The organism is Pseudomonas sp. WS 5010 (assembly GCF_012985565.1).
Classification (GTDB): Bacteria; Pseudomonadota; Gammaproteobacteria; order Pseudomonadales; family Pseudomonadaceae; genus Aquipseudomonas.
The window spans coordinates 104,870-122,448 of the sequence record NZ_JAAQWQ010000009.1 but is presented as its reverse complement, the minus strand read 5'-3'; the positions used below and the strand labels follow the sequence as shown (position 1 = coordinate 122,448).

The window sequence follows — 17,579 nt, the reverse complement described above, 5'->3', positions numbered from 1 at the left end:
GGGCGGTTGTCAGATAGTGATGAGATGAAAAGGGCTTCAAGCACCTACTCCGATTGCTCTTGCGCCGACGACGATTGCGGGGCGGCAAGGGCCCATTCGTAAGTTGAGAGCGAACCTCGTTGGTTAGTGATGAGGAATGCCTGGCGCAAGGAACTATTTTTGGGCGGGTAGAGGCTGTCTGCCAGATACCTTTCGCTGGATGAAAGTTCGTAGGGTTCGCTGTTGGTTATTCCGTCCGCCATATGTTTTGCGGGGAGATGGTAGTGCGTGACGGAGTTATTATCGTAGGGCGTTAGTTTGATTGAGTTGCTGGCGCTTAACTTTGTAAAAAGCTCATTTTTTCCAAAGTTATTAAGCTCGATAATAATAGGGGCGGGGTCGTACTTTAACGGGCTGTCGGGATGGGTTGTTGTTATTGAAGAGTTGCTCGGGGCGGTATCGTTTGTGCTCAGGCTAGGAAGTGGGAAAGGGGTTGAACTTGGGTTTGCGATCATAGGTACTCCGGCGCCAACGTAAGAAAGGCGAAGGCTCTTTGTAAAGTTTGTTGCCTCTACAAAGTGGGAATTTAGCCGGAGTAGTTCCGCAGTAATTATTTCTGCGTATGAGTCGGGGTGGGCCTGGAGTGCAACTAATTACCAAAGGTGGGCGAATGTTGGCCGCCCCCGACGTGGGAGCGGCCCCTTGTTTCAATGACGGCGCTGGATAAAGTCGCGAATTCGTTCGGCCGCCTCGACGCATTCGGCCAATGGCGCAACCAAGGCCAGACGCACCCGTCCAGCTCCTGGATTGAAACCCTCGACTTCCCGCGACAGGTACGAGCCCGGCACCACGGTCACATGTTCCTCCACGAACAGGTCGCGGCAGAACGCGGCATCATCGCCCTCAACGTTGGGCCACAGGTAGAAGCCCCCGTCCGGGTTCTGTACGTCCAGTACCGGTTTGAGGATCGCCAGCACGGCGTCGAATTTCTGCCGGTACAGGTCGCGATTGGCCTGTACATGGGCTTCGTCCTGCCACGCGGCGATGCTCGCCAGTTGGGTTTGCACCGGCATCGCGCAGCCGTGGTAGGTGCGGTACAGCAGGAAGGCCTTGAGGATCTCGGCATCCCCGGCCACAAACCCGGAACGCAGGCCCGGCAAGTTGGAACGCTTGGACAGGCTGTGGAACACCACGCAGCGCTTGAAGTCCTGGCGACCCAGTTCGACACACGCGCTGAGCAGGCCCGGTGGTGGGGTTTGCTCGTCGAAGTACAGCTCGCTGTAGCACTCGTCGGCGGCGATCACGAAGTCGTATTGGTCGGCCAGGGCAATCAGTTTTTTCAGGGTGTCGACCGGGATCAGTGCGCCGGTCGGGTTGCCGGGAGAGCACAGGAACAGGATCTGGCAACGCTTCCAGATGTCAGGCGAGACCGCATCGAAATCCGGGTTGAAGCCGTTTTCATCCAGGCACGGCAAGTAATGCGGCTTGGCCCCGGCGAGGAACGCTGCGCCTTCGTAGATCTGGTAGAACGGATTCGGGCTGACCACCAGGGCATCGTCGCCGCGGTTGACCACGGTCTGGGTGAAGGCGAACAGCGCTTCACGAGTGCCATTGACCGGCAGGATATTGCGCGCCGGGTCGAGCCAGCCCTTGGGCACGTTGAAACGCCGTTCGCACCACGTGCCAATCGCCTCGCGCAAGGCGGGGATGCCCAGGGTGGTGGGGTACACCGCCATCTGGTCAAGGTTGTTGGCCAGGGCCTGGGCGACGAAATCCGGGGATTTGTGCTTGGGTTCGCCGATGGACAGGGCAATCGGGCGTTTGTCCGGGTTCGGCGTGACGCTGCCCAGCAGGGCTCGCAGTTTCTCGAACGGGTAGGGCTGCAGTTGGTTCAGGGCGTTGTTCATCGGGGCCTCTATCGTTGAGCACGGCCCTGTGGGAGCTGGCTTGCCTGCGATGGCATCGCCTCGGTGTACCAGATACACCGCGCCGCCCGCATCGCAGGCAAGCCAGCTCCTACAAGGTCCGCACCCCCAGGGAAATTAAATTCAACTCAAATGGTTATTCTGGATAACTCCGCGCCAGGCTCCTGGTTCACGCTCAATTGCGCAACGATGGCGTCCTGCAAGCGGCGGCATAGTTCAGGGTCGGACAGCGGCTGGTTATCGGCATCGGTGATAAAGAACACGTCCTCGACCCGCTCGCCCAGGGTGGCAATCTTGGCGTTTTGCAACGACAGGTCAAACTCCAGGAAAATCCCGCCGATCCGCGCCAGCAGGCCAGGGCGATCCGGCGCGCTGAGTTCCAGTACGGTCACCGGGCGCTGGGCATCGTTGTGGATCGTCACCTGGGGCGCAAAGGCAAAATGCTTGAGCTGGCGCGGCACCCGGCGCTGGATGATGGTTGGGTAGTCGTCGGGGTTGCGCAGGGCTTCGGTCAGGCCTGCGCGGATCTTTTTCACCCGCTCGGGGTTGTCGCCGATGGACTCGCCTTCGGTGTCGAGCACGATGTAGGTGTCGAGGGTGAACTGGCTGCTGGACGTAATGACCCGGGCGTCGTGAATGTTCAGATTGAGCTGGTCCATCGCAGCCACGGTCACGGCGAAGAAGTCGTGCTGGTCCGGGGCGTAGATGAATATCTGCGTGCCGCCTTCGAATTCACGCTGGGTGGTTTCCTTGATCAGCACCAGCGGGCCACCATCGGCCGGCTGCTGGAGAATCGCGTCGGTGTGCCAGGCCACGTCGCCTGCGGTGTGGCGCAGGAAATAGTCGTCGCCCAACTGCGACCAGAGTTGCTCCACATCGTCCGGGTCGTTGCCGCCACGCACCAGGATATCCAGGGCCGCGTTCTGGGTGCGGCGGATCTGTTCTTCGCGGTCCACCGGGTTTTCCAGGCCCCGGCGCAAGGCGCGCTTGGTCTCGGTATACAGCTGGCGCAACAGGCTGGCGCGCCACGAATTCCAGAGGGTCGGGTTGGTGGCGTTAATGTCGGAGACGGTCAGTACGTACAGGTAGTCGAGGCGGGTTTCGTCGCCGACGATCTGCGCAAAATCATGGATCACCTGCGGGTCGGACAAGTCCTTGCGCTGGGCTGTGGTGGACATCACCAGGTGGTTCTGTACCAGCCAGACGATCAGGCGGCTGTCCCACTGCGGTAACTGGTGACGCTGGCAGAAGGCTTGCGCATCCACCGCGCCGATTTCCGAATGGTCGCCGTGCCGGCCCTTGCCGATATCGTGATAAAGGCCGGCGAGGTAGATCAGCTCAGGCTTTGGCAGCCTGGCCATCAGCTTACTGGCCAGCGGGAATTTCTCTGACACCTGGGTGTATTGCAACTTACGCAGGTGTTTGATCAGGTTCAGGGTGTGGGCGTCGACCGTGTAGATGTGGAACAGGTCGTGCTGCATCTGCCCGACAATAAAGCCGAACTCCGGCAGGTAGCGCCCAAGGATGCCGTAGCGGTTCATGCGCCGCAGGTTGCGGTGGATGCCGATCTTGCACTTGAACAGCTCGATAAACAGGCTGGTATTGCGGATGTCATGGCGAAATTCGTCATCGATCAGGTGACGGTTTTCCCGCAGCAAACGGATGGTATCGGCGCGTACGCCCTTGATTTCCGGTTGCTGGGCCATCAGCACGAAAATTTCCAGCATGGCAAATGGCGTGCGCTTGAACACGTTGTCGTTGCGCGCCTCGATATAGCCATCGTGCAGTTGGAAGCGCGCGTTGATCGGTTGCGGCGGCGCTTCGTCTTCCGGGGCCAGGATCACTTCTTCAAAGTGCTGGATGATCAGGTCGCTGAGCTGGGCGATGCTCATGACCACCCGGTAGTACTGCTGCATGAAGCTTTCGATACTGGTCTTCGCGTCTTCGCCCTCGAAGCCCAGCAGGGCGGCGATGGAGCGTTGGTGGTCGAACAGCAGGCGGTCTTCGGAGCGTCCGGCCAGCATGTGCAGGGCGTAGCGCACCTTCCACAAAAACTCCTGGGACGAGGCCAGCAGGGCGTTTTCGCTCTCGACCAAAAAGCCTTCGCCGGCCAGGGCACGCAGGTTCAGGGTGCCGTACTGGCGACGGGCGACCCACAAGATGGTCTGGATATCCCGCAGCCCGCCGGGCGAGCCCTTGACGTTGGGTTCCAGGTTGTATTCGGTGTCGTTGTACTTGTGATGCCGGGCTTTCTGCTCGGCGCGCTTGGCCAGGAAGAACTCCTTGCTCGGCCACATGTGTGCGGTGCTGGTGACTTCCAGCATGCGCTGGCGCAGGCGCTCGGGGCCGCAGATGGTACGGCTTTCCATCAGGTTGGTGACCACGGTCAGGTCGGCGCGGGCTTCTTCGGCGCATTCCGCCACCGAGCGCACGCTCTGGCCGACTTCCAGGCCGATGTCCCACAGCAGCGTCAGAAAACGCTCGATGGAATCACGAAAGATCTCATGGTCTGCACTGTCCAACAGGATCAGCAGGTCGATATCGGAGTAGGGGTGCAGTTCGCCCCGGCCATAGCCGCCGACGGCCACCAGGGCAATGTCGGCGTCTTCGCTCCAGTCGAACTGTTCCCAGGCCTTTTGCAGGATGTTATCGACGAACCAGGCGCGATCCTCGATCAGTCGGCGAATCTCCCGGCCGCTGCGAAAACGCCCGTCGAGCACCTCGCGGGCCTGGCGGATGGCCTTTTTGAAGGCGGCAATCGGGCTTGCCTTCAGCGCCAGTTCCGCCTGGAACTGGCCTCGGTCGAAGAGTTCGGGATCCACCTGGGGCATCGATCGGCTTTCCTTTCTATCTAGGTGTAGGTCACAACGTCGCTATCTGGAAAGCCCGCTGCAAGCATCAGGCCGAAACGCGAGGGATCGTGTCATCGGCGCGCAGGGTGAAGATCTCGTAGCCCGTCTCGGTGACCAGCAGGGTGTGCTCCCACTGCGCCGAGAGCTTGCGGTCCTTGGTGATGGCGGTCCAGCCGTCGCCCAGCACCTTGGTGTCGGCCTTGCCCTGGTTGATCATCGGCTCGATGGTAAAGGTCATGCCCGCCTTGAGCTCCATGCCGGTGCCGGCGCGGCCGTAGTGCAGGATCTGCGGCTCTTCGTGGAACACCTTGCCGATGCCGTGGCCACAGAATTCGCGGACCACCGAGAAACCGTTCTTTTCTGCGTGCTTCTGGATCACTTCGCCGATATCACCCAGGCGGCAGCCCGGCTTGACCAGCTCGATGGCCTTGTACATGCATTCCTGGGTGACCTGGGACAGGCGCTCGGCCCACACCGGGACGTTGCCGACGTGGAACATGCGGCTGGTGTCGCCGTGGTAGCCGTCCTTGATCACCGTGACATCGATGTTCAGGGTATCGCCGTCCTTGAGCGGCTTGTCGCCCGGGATGCCGTGGCAGACCACGTGGTTGATCGAGGTGCAGATCGACTTGGGGAAGCCTTTGTAGTTCAGCGGCGCGGGGATGGCTTTCTGCACGTCGACAATATAGTCGTGGCAGATGCGGTCCAGGGCTTCTGTGGTGACGCCAGGCTTGACGTGTTCGGCAATCATTTCCAGGACGTCGGCCGCCAGTTTGCCGGCAACGCGCATGCCTGCGATGTCTTCGGCGGTTTTCAGGGTAACGGTCATACAGGCTCTCTCTAGCGCGACGCGCTGAAATCAATACGGTTTACGGGCGTGCGACAAAAAGGTGCAGCGTTCGCACAAGCCCAAAAAACGCGATTCTAACAGACGCAAGGTACAAACCATGAGTGTCTGGCTATCGCTTCTCTCTATAAGGTGTGGGTATTTTCACCCGATTCAATGGCTTGGGTGGCGGTGGCGGCAAGCAAATGCGATTGCGGGTTTCGTTTTTGTCGTTGCTGTGGTATAAAATGCGCCGCTTTCCGGGGATACCCCGCAAAGCTTAAATCCACACACGTGTCGACACGATGACCTGGGTGCCGGAGGCCTTGAAGCCGCTGGTTGGTCATTGGGATACGTGGAGGCCAAACCCGACTTATTAAGGAACTATCATGTCCCAAGTCAACATGCGCGATATGCTGAAGGCCGGTGTGCACTTCGGTCACCAGACCCGTTACTGGAACCCGAAAATGGGTAAATACATTTTCGGCGCGCGTAACAAGATCCACATCATCAACCTTGAAAAAACCCTGCCAATGTTCAACGAAGCTCTGACTTTCGTAGAGCGCCTGGCCCAGGGCAAAAACAAGATTCTGTTCGTCGGCACCAAGCGTTCCGCTGGCAAGATCGTTGCTGAAGAAGCAGCACGTTGCGGTTCGCCGTACGTCGATCACCGCTGGTTGGGCGGTATGCTGACCAACTTCAAAACCATCCGTGCTTCCATCAAGCGTCTGCGTGACCTTGAAGTGCAAGCCGAAGACGGTACTTTCGCCAAGCTGACCAAGAAAGAAGCGCTGATGCGCTCCCGTGACCTGGAAAAGCTCGATCGTTCCCTGGGTGGTATCAAGGACATGGGCGGTCTGCCTGACGCACTGTTCGTTATCGACGTTGATCACGAGCGCATCGCGATCACCGAAGCCAACAAGCTGGGCATCCCGGTTATCGGCGTAGTCGATACCAACAGCAGCCCGGAAGGCGTTGACTACATCATCCCAGGCAACGATGACGCAATCCGCGCTATCCAGCTGTACATGGGTTCGATGGCTGACGCTGTAATCCGTGGCCGCAACAATGTTGGCGGCGGCACCGTAGAGTTCGCTGCTGAAGAAGCACCGGTCGCTGCAGCTGAGTAATTGACGCCCTGGCGTTGACTCAGTAAGCAAAAAGGGGGCTTGGCCCCCTTTTTGCCACCTCGAAAACCATTTGTGAGCGGCACAGCTACAGCATCTGTAACGTGCAGCGGTTAACAAGGGTGGTTCGGGAAGAATTGAACGCCCGTACAAGTCGGGTGGAATGGTTGAAAACCTATCCAAGAGGAATTTGAAAATGGCAGCAATTACTGCAGCGTTGGTTAAAGAACTGCGTGAGCGTACTGGCGAAGGCATGATGGATTGCAAGAAAGCCCTGGAAAAGGCTGACGGCGACATCGAAAAAGCCATTGATGACATGCGTGCTTCGGGCGCGATCAAGGCTGCCAAGAAAGCAGGCAACGTAGCTGCTGAAGGCGCGATCGCTCTGAAAGAAGACGGCAAATCCGCCGTTCTGCTGGAAGTGAACTCGCAGACCGACTTCCTGGCCCTGCAAGACGACTTCAAGGCATTTGTTGCTGCCAGCGTTGAAAAAGCGTTCGCCGACAAACTGACTGACGCCGCTCCGCTGATCGCAGCCCAAGAAGCTGATCGTCTGGTACTGGTCGGCAAGGTTGGCGAAAACGTCAACATCCGTCGCCTGGTACGTGTTGAAGGTGACGTGGTTGGTGGTTACCTGCACGGCAACAAGATCGGTGTTGCAGTTGTCCTCAAGGGCGGCAACGTTGAGCTGGCCAAAGACATCGCTATGCACGTAGCGGCCAGCAACCCAGAGTTCCTGCTGCCTTCGGAAGTTTCTGCCGAAGCGATCGAGCGCGAAAAAGCTGTGTTCCTGCAGCTGAACGAAGAAAAAATCAAAGGCAAGCCAGAAAACATTGTTGAGAACATGGTCAAAGGCCGTATCAGCAAGTTCCTGGCCGAAGCAAGCCTGGTTGAGCAGGCGTTCGTCAAGAACCCTGAAATCAAGGTTGGCGAACTGGCCAAGAAAGCCGGTGCTGAAATCGTTTCCTTCACCTACTTCAAAGTAGGCGATGGCATCGAGAAGCCGGTCGACAACTTCGCTGAAGAAGTTGCTGCCCAGCTGGCTGCCGCCAAGCAATAAGACAGTTTTCAACTGTCGCCCAAGAGAGGCTGCCCGCTCACGCGCGCAGCCTCTTTTCAAATGGGAGGCTCAATTTTATTTGGCTTCCCTTTGGAACTGGCTTACAAAGCCGTGTTCCGATGGCGCTGTGACAGCGTCCAGCTAGAGTGAACGCAAGCCGTAAACGGCTCGCCAAGAATTTTTTAAAAATACGCCGCAGGAGAGATTCGCAATGGCTCAGCAGGGCAGTGGTTATCAGGCTCGCTATAAACGCATTCTACTCAAGCTTAGCGGCGAGGCCCTGATGGGCTCGGAAGAGTTCGGGATCGATCCCAAGGTACTTGACCGCATGGCACTGGAAGTCGGCCAACTGGTCGGCATCGGTGTCCAGGTCGGCCTGGTGATCGGTGGTGGCAACCTGTTCCGTGGCGCGGCACTCAGTGCTGCTGGCATGGATCGGGTCACTGGCGACCACATGGGCATGCTGGCCACTGTGATGAACGCCCTGGCCATGCGCGACGCCCTGGAGCGTGCCAATATCTCGGCCATCGTGATGTCGGCCATCTCCATGGTTGGCGTGACCGATCACTATGATCGCCGCAAAGCCATGCGCCACCTGAATGCCAAAGAGGTGGTGATCTTTGCCGCCGGTACCGGCAACCCGTTCTTCACCACTGACTCGGCTGCCTGCCTGCGTGCCATCGAAATCGATGCTGACGTAGTGCTCAAGGCTACCAAGGTCGATGGTGTCTACACTGCCGATCCATTCAAAGACCCGCATGCCGAGAAGTTCGATCATCTGACTTATGATGAAGTGCTGGATCGCAAGCTGGGTGTGATGGACTTAACGGCAATCTGCCTGTGCCGCGACCACAAGATGCCGCTGCGCGTATTTAACATGAACAAGCCCGGCGCCCTGCTGAATATCGTACACGGCGGCGCAGAAGGGACTCTGATCGAGGAAGGCCAACAATGATCAACGAAATCAAGAAAGACGCCCAAGCGCGTATGCAGAAATCCCTGGAGTCTCTGAGCCACGCATTCGGCCAGATTCGTACCGGCAAGGCTCACCCGAGCATCCTGGGCAGCGTGATGGTGCCTTACTACGGTTCCGACACTCCGCTGAGCGGCGTGGCCAACGTGACTGTGAAAGACTCGCGCACCCTGCAGGTCGTGGCCTTCGAGCGCAACATGCTCGCTGCCGTCGACAAGGCTATCCAGAGCGCTGGCCTGAACCTCAACCCAACCAACCTGGGTGAGCTGCTGCTGATCTCCATGCCGGCCCTGACCGAAGAAACCCGCAAGGGCTTCACCAAGCAGGCGCGCAGCGCAGCGGAAGATGCCCGTGTTGCCGTGCGTAACATCCGTCGTGATGCCTTGGGTGACCTGAAGAAACTGGTCAAGGACAAGGAAATCAGCGAAGACGAAGAGCGTCGTGCCATTGCTGATATCGATAAGCTGACCAAGGAATCCGAGGCCATGATCACCAAGGCCACGGAAGAGAAAGAAAAGGACCTGATGGCCGTATAAGGGGTCAGGACGCTTTCATGGAAAAGACCAAGCAGACTGTGCCCTCCGCGGTGCCGCGCCATGTCGCGATCATCATGGATGGGAATAATCGCTGGGCGAAAAAACGCTTTATGCCAGGTGTCGCCGGGCATAAAGCGGGTGTCGATGCGGTACGGGCCGTGATCGAGGTGTGTGCCGAGGCCAAGGTCGAGGTATTGACCTTGTTTGCCTTCTCCAGTGAAAACTGGCAGCGCCCGGCCGACGAAGTCAGCGCCTTGATGGACCTGTTCTTCAAGGCCCTGCGTCGTGAGGCCAAGCGCCTGAACGACAACAACATCAGCTTGCGCATCATCGGCGATCGCTCGCGGTTCCATCCGGAGCTGCAGGCGGCCATGCGTGAAGCCGAGGCGATCACCGCTGGCAGCAACCGCTTCGTCCTGCAAATCGCCGCCAATTATGGCGGGCAATGGGATATCGCCCAGGCTGCGCAGCGCCTGGCGCGTGAAGTGCAGGCCGGCCATCTGCGCCCGGAAGACATCACGCCCGAGTTGTTGCAAACCTGCCTGGTGACTGGCGACCTGCCGTTGCCGGACCTGTGCATCCGTACCGGTGGCGAGCACCGCATCAGCAACTTCCTGTTGTGGCAGTTGGCCTATACCGAGCTGTACTTCTCCGACCTGTTCTGGCCGGACTTCAAACACGATGCCATGCGCAATGCGCTGGCCGATTTCGCTTCCCGTCAGCGTCGCTTCGGTAAAACGAGCGAGCAGATCGAAGCTGGAGCCCGGGTTTAATGCTTAAACAACGAATCATCACGGCACTGATCCTGCTGCCGATCGCTCTGTGCGGGTTTTTCCTGCTCGAAGGCGCAGGTTTTGCACTGTTCATTGGCCTGGTCGTGACCCTGGGCGCCTGGGAATGGGCGCGCCTGGCAGGGTTCGCCGAGCAACTGCCGCGGGTGGTGTACGCCGCCGTTGTCGCGTTGTTGCTGTTCCTGATGTACATCCTGCCGGATGTCGCACCCTGGGTGCTCGGGGCTGCGGTGCTGTGGTGGGCGTTGGCGACATTCCTGGTGTTGACCTACCCGCGTACCAGCAGCCAATGGTCCAGCGTCGCCTGCAAGCTGGTGATCGGCCTGCTGATCCTGCTGCCGGCCTGGCAGGGCCTGGTCTATATCAAGCACATGGCCCTGGGCAACTGGTTGATCATGGCGGTGATGGTACTGGTCTGGGGCGCGGACATCGGTGCGTACTTCTCCGGCCGTGCCTTTGGCAAGCGCAAGCTGGCCCCGGCGGTCAGTCCCGGCAAGAGCTGGGAAGGGGTGTACGGCGGGCTGGCGTTGACGTTGCTGATCACCCTGGTTGTTGGCGTTGTGCGCGAGTGGGATGCCAAGCAAATCCTCCTGGCCCTGGTCGGTGCGGCGGTGGTGGTGCTGATCTCGGTGGTTGGCGATCTGACCGAAAGCATGTTCAAGCGCCAGGCAGGCATCAAGGACAGCAGTAACCTGCTGCCGGGCCATGGCGGCGTGCTGGACCGCATCGACAGCCTGACGGCGGCGATCCCGGTGTTTGCCGTGCTGTTGTGGATGGCCGCTTCGTGAGCCGCCTACAGCAAGTGACCGTGCTGGGAGCAACCGGCTCGGTCGGGTTGAGCACGCTGGATGTGATTGCCCGTCACCCTGAGCGCTATCAGGTATTCGCCCTGACCGGCTTCAGCCGCTTGAGCGAGCTGTTGGCGTTGTGCGTGCGGCATGTGCCGCAGTTCGCGGTGGTGCCGGATGCAACTGCCGCCCGTGGTTTGCAGGACGACCTGCGGGCTGCGGGCCTGTCGACCGAGGTATTGGTCGGCGAGGAGGGCTTGTGTCAGGTGTCCGCCGCCTCTGAAGTGGATACTGTGGTCGCCGCCATCGTCGGCGCTGCTGGCTTGCGTCCAACCCTCGCAGCGGTTGATGCGGGCAAAAAAATCCTGTTGGCCAATAAAGAAGCGCTGGTGATGTCCGGTGCGCTGTTTATGCAGGCTGTGCGCAAGAGCGGCGCCGTGCTGTTGCCGCTGGACAGCGAACACAATGCGATTTTCCAGTGCATGCCGGGCGATTTTGCCCGCGGCCTGAGCCAGGTGGGCGTACGGCGTATCTTGCTGACCGCCTCCGGTGGCCCGTTCCGCCAGACCCCATTGGCCGAGCTGGAGCACGTTTCTCCCGATCAGGCCTGCGCCCATCCCAATTGGTCGATGGGGCGCAAGATCTCGGTGGATTCGGCGAGCATGATGAACAAGGGCCTGGAGCTGATCGAAGCCTGCTGGCTGTTTGATGCTCGGGCCGAGCAGGTCGAGGTGGTGATTCATCCGCAAAGCGTGATTCATTCCCTGGTCGACTATGTGGATGGTTCGGTGTTGGCCCAGTTGGGCAACCCGGACATGCGTACGCCAATCGCCAATGCCCTGGCCTGGCCCGAGCGGATCGATTCGGGGGTTGCACCCCTGGACCTGTTCGCCATCGCACGCCTGGATTTCGAAGCGCCGGATGACCAACGCTTCCCCTGCCTGCGCCTGGCGCGTGAGGCGGCAGAGGCGGGCAACAGCGCTCCGGCTATGTTGAATGCGGCCAATGAGGTCGCGGTTGCTGCGTTTCTTGATCGGCGCATCCGCTTTCCACAGATCGCGAGTATCATCGAGGAAATTTTGAGTCTCGAGCCGGTGGTTGCCGTAAATGATTTGGGCGCCGTATTCGAGGCGGATGCCAAGGCCCGGGTCTTGGCCGAGCAATGGTTGAAACGCCACGCAGGTTAGTCGGCAGGCGCGGGATTGGAATGCGGAGAGATTAGATGAGTGCGCTCTACATGATTGTCGGCACCCTGGTTGCTCTGGGTGTGCTGGTCACTTTTCACGAATTTGGTCATTTCTGGGTGGCGCGCCGGTGTGGCGTCAAGGTCCTGCGTTTTTCCGTGGGTTTTGGCATGCCGCTGCTGCGCTGGCACGATCGCAAGGGCACCGAATTCGTGATTGCCGCCATTCCCCTGGGTGGCTACGTCAAGATGCTCGACGAGCGTGAAGGCGAAGTGCCGGCTGATCAACTGGACCAATCTTTCAATCGCAAGACCGTTCGTCAGCGTATTGCCATCGTGGCGGCTGGCCCAATCGCCAACTTCCTGTTGGCCATGGTGTTTTTCTGGGTCCTGGCAATGCTGGGCAGCCAGCAGGTACGCCCGGTTATCGGTGCGGTGGAGGCGGGCAGCATTGCAGCCAAGGCTGGTTTGAGCGCCGGGCAGGAAATTGTTGCTATTGATGGTGAACCGACTACAGGCTGGGGGGCGGTCAATCTGCAGTTGGTTCGCCGCCTGGGTGAGAGTGGCACCGTACAGCTGGTGGTGCGCGAGCAGGACTCCACGGCCGAGACGCCGCGCGAGCTGGTACTGGACAAGTGGCTCAAGGGCGCTGACGAGCCTGACCCGATCAAGTCCCTGGGGATTCGCCCATGGCGTCCGGCGCTGCCGCCGGTACTGGCGGAGCTCGATCCCAAGGGGCCGGCCCAGGCTGCCGGCCTGAAGACCGGTGATCGTTTGCTGGCCCTTGATGGTCAGGCGCTGGGCGACTGGCAGCAAGTGGTTGATCTGGTTCGTGTACGTCCTGATACGAAAATTGTGCTGAAAGTTGAGCGCGACGGTGCTCAAATCGACGTCCCTGTTACCCTTGCGGTGCGCGGAGAGGCCAAGGCGGCCGGCGGGTATCTGGGGGCGGGGGTCAAAGGTGTCGAATGGCCGCCATCGATGGTGCGAGAGGTCAGCTTCGGGCCGTTGGCGGCAATTGGCGAGGGTGCACGACGCACTTGGACCATGAGCGTACTGACCCTCGATTCGCTGAAGAAAATGTTGTTCGGCGAGCTCTCGGTAAAAAACTTGAGTGGACCGATAACCATTGCTAAAGTGGCGGGCGCTTCTGCCCAGTCGGGTGTTGCTGATTTCCTGAATTTCCTGGCTTATCTGAGTATTAGCCTTGGGGTTCTGAATTTGTTGCCCATTCCAGTACTGGATGGGGGGCATCTGTTGTTTTATCTCGTCGAGTGGGTGCGTGGTCGCCCCTTGTCGGATCGGGTGCAGGGTTGGGGGATACAGATCGGTATCAGTTTGGTGGTTGGGGTGATGTTGTTAGCCCTGGTCAACGATCTGGGACGTCTGTAACGCTTCGCTGAATTGCGAATCTGCCGCATTTTGCGGCAGTTTGTTTATTGCCAGTTGGAATAAGAAAGGACTTCATGAAACGTCTGCTGCTAACTGCGGTTCTCACCGTATTGATGATCGCCGAAGTTCACGCCGAGTCCTTCACCATCTCCGATATTCGCGTCAACGGCCTCCAGCGGGTTTCCGCGGGTAGCGTCTTTGGCGCCTTGCCGTTGAACGTTGGGGAACAGGCTGACGACCGTCGCCTGGTGGAATCCACTCGTGCGCTGTTCAAAACCGGCTTCTTTCAAGACATCCAACTGGGTCGTGAAGGCAACGTCCTGGTCATCACTGTCGTCGAGCGACCTTCTGTCGCCAGTATCGAGATCGAAGGCAACAAGGCGATCTCCACTGAAGACTTGATGAAAGGTCTCAAGCAATCCGGCCTGGCCGAAGGCGAGATCTTCCAGCGCGCCACCCTCGAAGGCGTGCGTAACGAGCTGCAACGTCAGTACGTTGCCCAAGGCCGCTACTCGGCTTCCGTGGAAACCGAAGTGGTGCCGCAGCCGCGCAACCGTGTCGGCCTGAAGGTCAACATCAACGAAGGCACCGTGGCGGCGATCCAGCACATCAACGTGGTGGGTAACACCAAGTTCGCCGACGAAGACCTGATCGACCTGTTCGAGCTCAAGACCACCAACTGGCTGTCGTTCTTCAAGAACGATGACAAGTACGCCCGTGAAAAACTCTCCGGTGACCTGGAGCGCTTGCGCTCCTATTACCTGGACCGTGGCTATATCAACATGGATATCGCTTCGACCCAGGTGTCCATCACCCCGGATAAGAAGCACGTGTACATCACCGTCAACGTCAACGAAGGCGAGAAGTACCGCGTTCGTGACGTGAAGCTCAGCGGCGACCTGAAAGTGCCTGAAGACCAGGTCAAGTCCCTGCTGTTGGTCCAGAAAGACCAGGTGTTCTCGCGCAAGCTGATGACCACCACTTCCGAACTGATCACCCGTCGCCTGGGTAACGAAGGCTATACCTTCGCCAACGTCAACGGCGTGCCGACCCCACATGATGATGACCACACCGTGGACATCACCTTTGTCGTCGATCCGGGCAAGCGTGCCTACGTCAACCGCATCAACTTCCGTGGCAACACCAAGTCCGAGGACGAAGTGCTGCGTCGTGAAATGCGTCAGATGGAAGGTGGCTGGGCTTCGACCTACCTGATCGACCAGTCCAAGACCCGTCTTGAGCGCCTGGGCTTCTTCAAGGAAGTCAACGTCGAAACCCCGGCCGTACCGGGTGTGGATGACCAGGTCGACGTGAACTACGCAGTGGAAGAACAAGCGTCCGGTTCGATCACCGCCAGCGTCGGTTTTGCACAGAGTGCCGGCCTGATTCTCGGTGGCTCGATCACCCAGAACAACTTCCTGGGTACCGGTAACAAGGTATCCATCGGCCTGACCCGCAGCGAATACCAGAGCCGCTACAACTTCGGTTATGTGGACCCCTACTGGACTGCTGACGGTGTGAGCCTGGGCTACAACGCCTTCTACCGCACCACCGACTACAAAGACCTCGACGTCGACGTTGCAAGCTATGCGATCGACAGCCTGGGTGCCGGTGTGAACGTGGGCTACCCGATCAGTGAGACCTCGCGTCTGACCTTCGGCCTGACCGCGCAGCAGGATGAGATCAAGACCGGTGTCTACACCGTCGATGAGATCTTCGACTTCACCCGCCGCGAAGGTGACAAGTTCCTCAACTTCAAGGCCTCGGCCGGTTGGTCCGAGTCCACCCTGAACAAAGGCGTGCTGGCCACCCGTGGTCACTCCCAGAGCCTGACCCTGGAAGCCACCACACCAGGTAGCGACCTGTCGTTCTTCAAGCTCGACTACCGTGGCCAGTTGTTCACGCCGTTGAGCGATAACTACACCATGCGCCTGCACACGGAATTGGGCTATGGTGATGGCTACGGTTCGACCGATGGCTTGCCGTTCTACGAGAACTACTATGCCGGTGGCTTCAACTCGGTACGTGGCTTCAAGGACAGCACCCTGGGTCCACGTGGTACGCCAAGCCGTGGTGTTGCTGAAACCGGTAACGTCGGCACCGTGCGTGACTCAGACAATGATCCGCTGCCGTTCGGTGGTAACGTGCTGATCCAAGGTGGTGCGGAAATTCTGTTCCCGCTGCCGTTCGTCAAGGACCAGCGCTCCCTGCGGACCTCGGTCTTCTGGGATGTGGGTAACGTATTCGACTCCAAGTGCGAGCAGATCCGTAACCCTAGCGGCTTGAAGTCCAACACCCAGTGCAACGACGTAAGCCTGAGCAATCTGGCCAGTTCCGTAGGTGTGGGTGTGACCTGGATTACCGCCCTGGGCCCGTTGAGCTTCGCCTTGGCGATGCCAGTCAAGAAACCGGATAACGCTGAAACCCAGATTTTCCAATTTTCCCTCGGCCAGACGTTCTAAGCGTCCGACCCAAGATAACGACAACGGATTCTGTAGGAGTGCATCGTGCGTAAGTTGACTCAATTGGTTCTTCTGGCAACCGTGCTGGTCGCAACCCCGGCGTTTGCCGAAATGAAAATCGCCGTCCTGAACTATCAGATGGCCCTGCTGGAATCCGATGCGGCCAAGAAGTACGCCGTGGATGCCGAGAAAAAATTTGGTCCGCAACTGACCAAGCTCAAGACCCTGGAAAGCAGTGCCAAGGGCATCCAGGACCGCCTGGTCGCCGGTGGCGATAAAATGCAGCAAGGCGAGCGCGAGCGTCTGGAGCTTGAGTTCAAGCAAAAGGCCCGTGACTATCAGTTCCAATCCAAGGAACTGAACGAAGCCAAGGCTGTTGCTGACCGTGAAATGCTCAAGCAACTGAAGCCTAAACTCGACAGCGCCGTGGAAGAGGTCATCAAGAAAGGTGCCTTTGACCTGGTCTTCGAGCGTGGCGCCGTGATTGACGTCAAGCCTCAATACGACATCACCCGCCAGGTGATCGAGCGCATGAACCAGCTGAAGTAAGCCATGACCGCGACTATCAAACTCGGTCAATTGGCCGAGTTCCTGGGGGCTACCTTGCGTGGCTCCAAGGAGAAGGAAATCACTGGGCTAGCCACCTTGCAGGAGGCTGGCCCAGCTCAGTTGAGCTTCCTCGCAAATCCCCAATACCGTAAATACCTGGGCGACAGCCAGGCCGCAGCCGTATTGCTGAAGGCCGCTGACGCCGAGACGTTTGCCGGGGATGCGCTGGTGGTGGCCGACCCTTATGCCGCATACGCGCGGGTTTCCCACTTGTTCGACCCGAAACCCAAGGCTGCCCCTGGTATCCATCCTTCTGCGGTCATTGCCAATGATGCACAGGTGGATCCTGCGGCCAGCATCGGTGCTTTTGCGGTTATCGAAAGTGGTGCGCGCATTGGTGCCGGCGTGACTGTTGGTGCCCATTGCTTTATCGGTGCTCGCAGCGAAATCGGTGCAGGCGGCTGGCTCGCGCCGCGCGTGACCCTGTACCACGATGTGCGTATCGGGCAGCGGGTAGTGATTCAGTCGGGTGCCGTGATCGGCGGCGAAGGCTTCGGCTTTGCCAATGAGAAGGGCATCTGGCAGAAGATCGCCCAGGTCGGCGGTGTGCTGATCGGTGACGATGTGGAGATCGGTGTCAACACTGCTGTCGATCGCGGGGCCTTGGCCGATACGGTGATTGGCAATGGTGTGAAGTTGGATAACCAGATCCAGATCGCCCACAACGTACAGATTGGCGATCACACGGCCATGGCCGCGTGCGTCGGCATCTCCGGCAGCACCAAGATCGGCAAGCATTGCATGCTGGCCGGCGGTGTCGGCTTGGTGGGCCATATTGAAATATGTGACAACGTATTCATTACCGGCATGACCATGGTGACCCACTCGATTACCGAGCCGGGGGCCTACTCTTCCGGTACAGCGATGCAACCCGCGGCCGAGTGGCGCAAGAGCGCGGCCCGTTTAAGGCAGCTCGACGACATGGCGCGGCGCCTGAAACATCTGGAAAAGCGTGTTGGGGACGTGACCCCTGGCAGTAATGTTTCATCAGATGGCTGATACCATTTCCATATCAAGTGTGCACAGCAGCTAGACTGCCTTCTTGATTTGCTAGAGGGGCGTGCCTTAGTCCGCGC

At 59.1% G+C, this 17,579-nt stretch carries 15 protein-coding genes; 11 read left to right on the top strand and 4 right to left on the bottom strand.

The window, feature by feature from the left end:
• Positions 1-44: 44 nt before the first annotated feature.
• The 4 genes from HBO11_RS25520 to map all read right to left on the bottom strand — a co-directional run bounded on the left by HBO11_RS25520 (position 45) and on the right by map (position 5,585).
• Entirely contained in the window at positions 45-494 is a 450-nt protein-coding gene (locus HBO11_RS25520) for a hypothetical protein (RefSeq protein WP_169955735.1), read from the bottom strand.
• 192 nt (positions 495-686) lie between these two features.
• Positions 687-1,886: a succinyldiaminopimelate transaminase gene (gene dapC / locus HBO11_RS25515; RefSeq protein WP_169955736.1), complete on the bottom strand. Its 1,200-nt coding sequence runs from the start codon at positions 1,884-1,886 to the stop codon at positions 687-689.
• 146 nt (positions 1,887-2,032) lie between these two features.
• The gene (locus tag HBO11_RS25510) at positions 2,033-4,735 is read right to left on the bottom strand and encodes a [protein-PII] uridylyltransferase (RefSeq protein WP_169955737.1); all 2,703 of its coding nucleotides are present in this window, start codon (positions 4,733-4,735) and stop codon (positions 2,033-2,035) included.
• Between the two features lie 67 nt (positions 4,736-4,802).
• Positions 4,803-5,585 (bottom strand): type I methionyl aminopeptidase, encoded by a 783-nt coding sequence (map, locus tag HBO11_RS25505; protein WP_032858167.1) that lies wholly within the window; start codon positions 5,583-5,585, stop codon positions 4,803-4,805.
• 386 nt (positions 5,586-5,971) lie between these two features.
• Between map and rpsB the strand changes: the two genes are divergently transcribed.
• The 11 genes from rpsB to lpxD all read left to right on the top strand — a co-directional run bounded on the left by rpsB (position 5,972) and on the right by lpxD (position 17,502).
• Complete coding sequence (gene rpsB / locus HBO11_RS25500; RefSeq protein ID WP_029297291.1) at positions 5,972-6,712, top strand: 30S ribosomal protein S2; 741 nt, start codon at positions 5,972-5,974, stop codon at positions 6,710-6,712.
• Between the two features lie 193 nt (positions 6,713-6,905).
• Positions 6,906-7,769, top strand: a complete 864-nt coding sequence (gene tsf, locus HBO11_RS25495) for a translation elongation factor Ts (RefSeq protein WP_003172264.1) — start codon at positions 6,906-6,908, stop codon at positions 7,767-7,769.
• Positions 7,770-7,980: 211 nt separating this feature from the next.
• Positions 7,981-8,724 (top strand): UMP kinase, encoded by a 744-nt coding sequence (gene pyrH / locus HBO11_RS25490; RefSeq protein WP_003172271.1) that lies wholly within the window; start codon positions 7,981-7,983, stop codon positions 8,722-8,724.
• Positions 8,721-9,278 (top strand): ribosome recycling factor, encoded by a 558-nt coding sequence (gene frr, locus HBO11_RS25485; RefSeq protein WP_169955738.1) that lies wholly within the window; start codon positions 8,721-8,723, stop codon positions 9,276-9,278. Before pyrH ends, frr begins: the two co-directional genes overlap by 4 nt.
• 17 nt (positions 9,279-9,295) lie before the next feature.
• The gene (gene uppS, locus HBO11_RS25480; protein ID WP_169955739.1) at positions 9,296-10,051 is read left to right on the top strand and encodes a polyprenyl diphosphate synthase; all 756 of its coding nucleotides are present in this window, start codon (positions 9,296-9,298) and stop codon (positions 10,049-10,051) included.
• Positions 10,051-10,857 (top strand): phosphatidate cytidylyltransferase, encoded by an 807-nt coding sequence (locus HBO11_RS25475; protein ID WP_169955740.1) that lies wholly within the window; start codon positions 10,051-10,053, stop codon positions 10,855-10,857. Before uppS ends, HBO11_RS25475 begins: the two co-directional genes overlap by 1 nt.
• A complete protein-coding gene (gene ispC, locus HBO11_RS25470; protein ID WP_170042924.1) occupies positions 10,854-12,044 on the top strand; it encodes a 1-deoxy-D-xylulose-5-phosphate reductoisomerase in 1,191 nt (396 codons plus the stop codon). Before HBO11_RS25475 ends, ispC begins: the two co-directional genes overlap by 4 nt.
• 35 nt (positions 12,045-12,079) lie before the next feature.
• Positions 12,080-13,432, top strand: a complete 1,353-nt coding sequence (gene rseP, locus HBO11_RS25465) for a sigma E protease regulator RseP (protein ID WP_169955455.1) — start codon at positions 12,080-12,082, stop codon at positions 13,430-13,432.
• A 74-nt stretch (positions 13,433-13,506) separates the two neighbouring features.
• Positions 13,507-15,894, top strand: a complete 2,388-nt coding sequence (gene bamA, locus HBO11_RS25460; protein ID WP_169955456.1) for an outer membrane protein assembly factor BamA — start codon at positions 13,507-13,509, stop codon at positions 15,892-15,894.
• Between the two features lie 45 nt (positions 15,895-15,939).
• A complete protein-coding gene (locus tag HBO11_RS25455) occupies positions 15,940-16,443 on the top strand; it encodes an OmpH family outer membrane protein (RefSeq protein WP_003219314.1) in 504 nt (167 codons plus the stop codon).
• Positions 16,444-16,446: 3 nt separating this feature from the next.
• Positions 16,447-17,502 carry a UDP-3-O-(3-hydroxymyristoyl)glucosamine N-acyltransferase gene (gene lpxD / locus HBO11_RS25450; protein ID WP_169955457.1) on the top strand — a complete coding sequence of 352 codons (1,056 nt, stop codon included), beginning with the start codon at positions 16,447-16,449 and terminating at the stop codon, positions 17,500-17,502.
• Positions 17,503-17,579 lie beyond the last annotated feature (77 nt).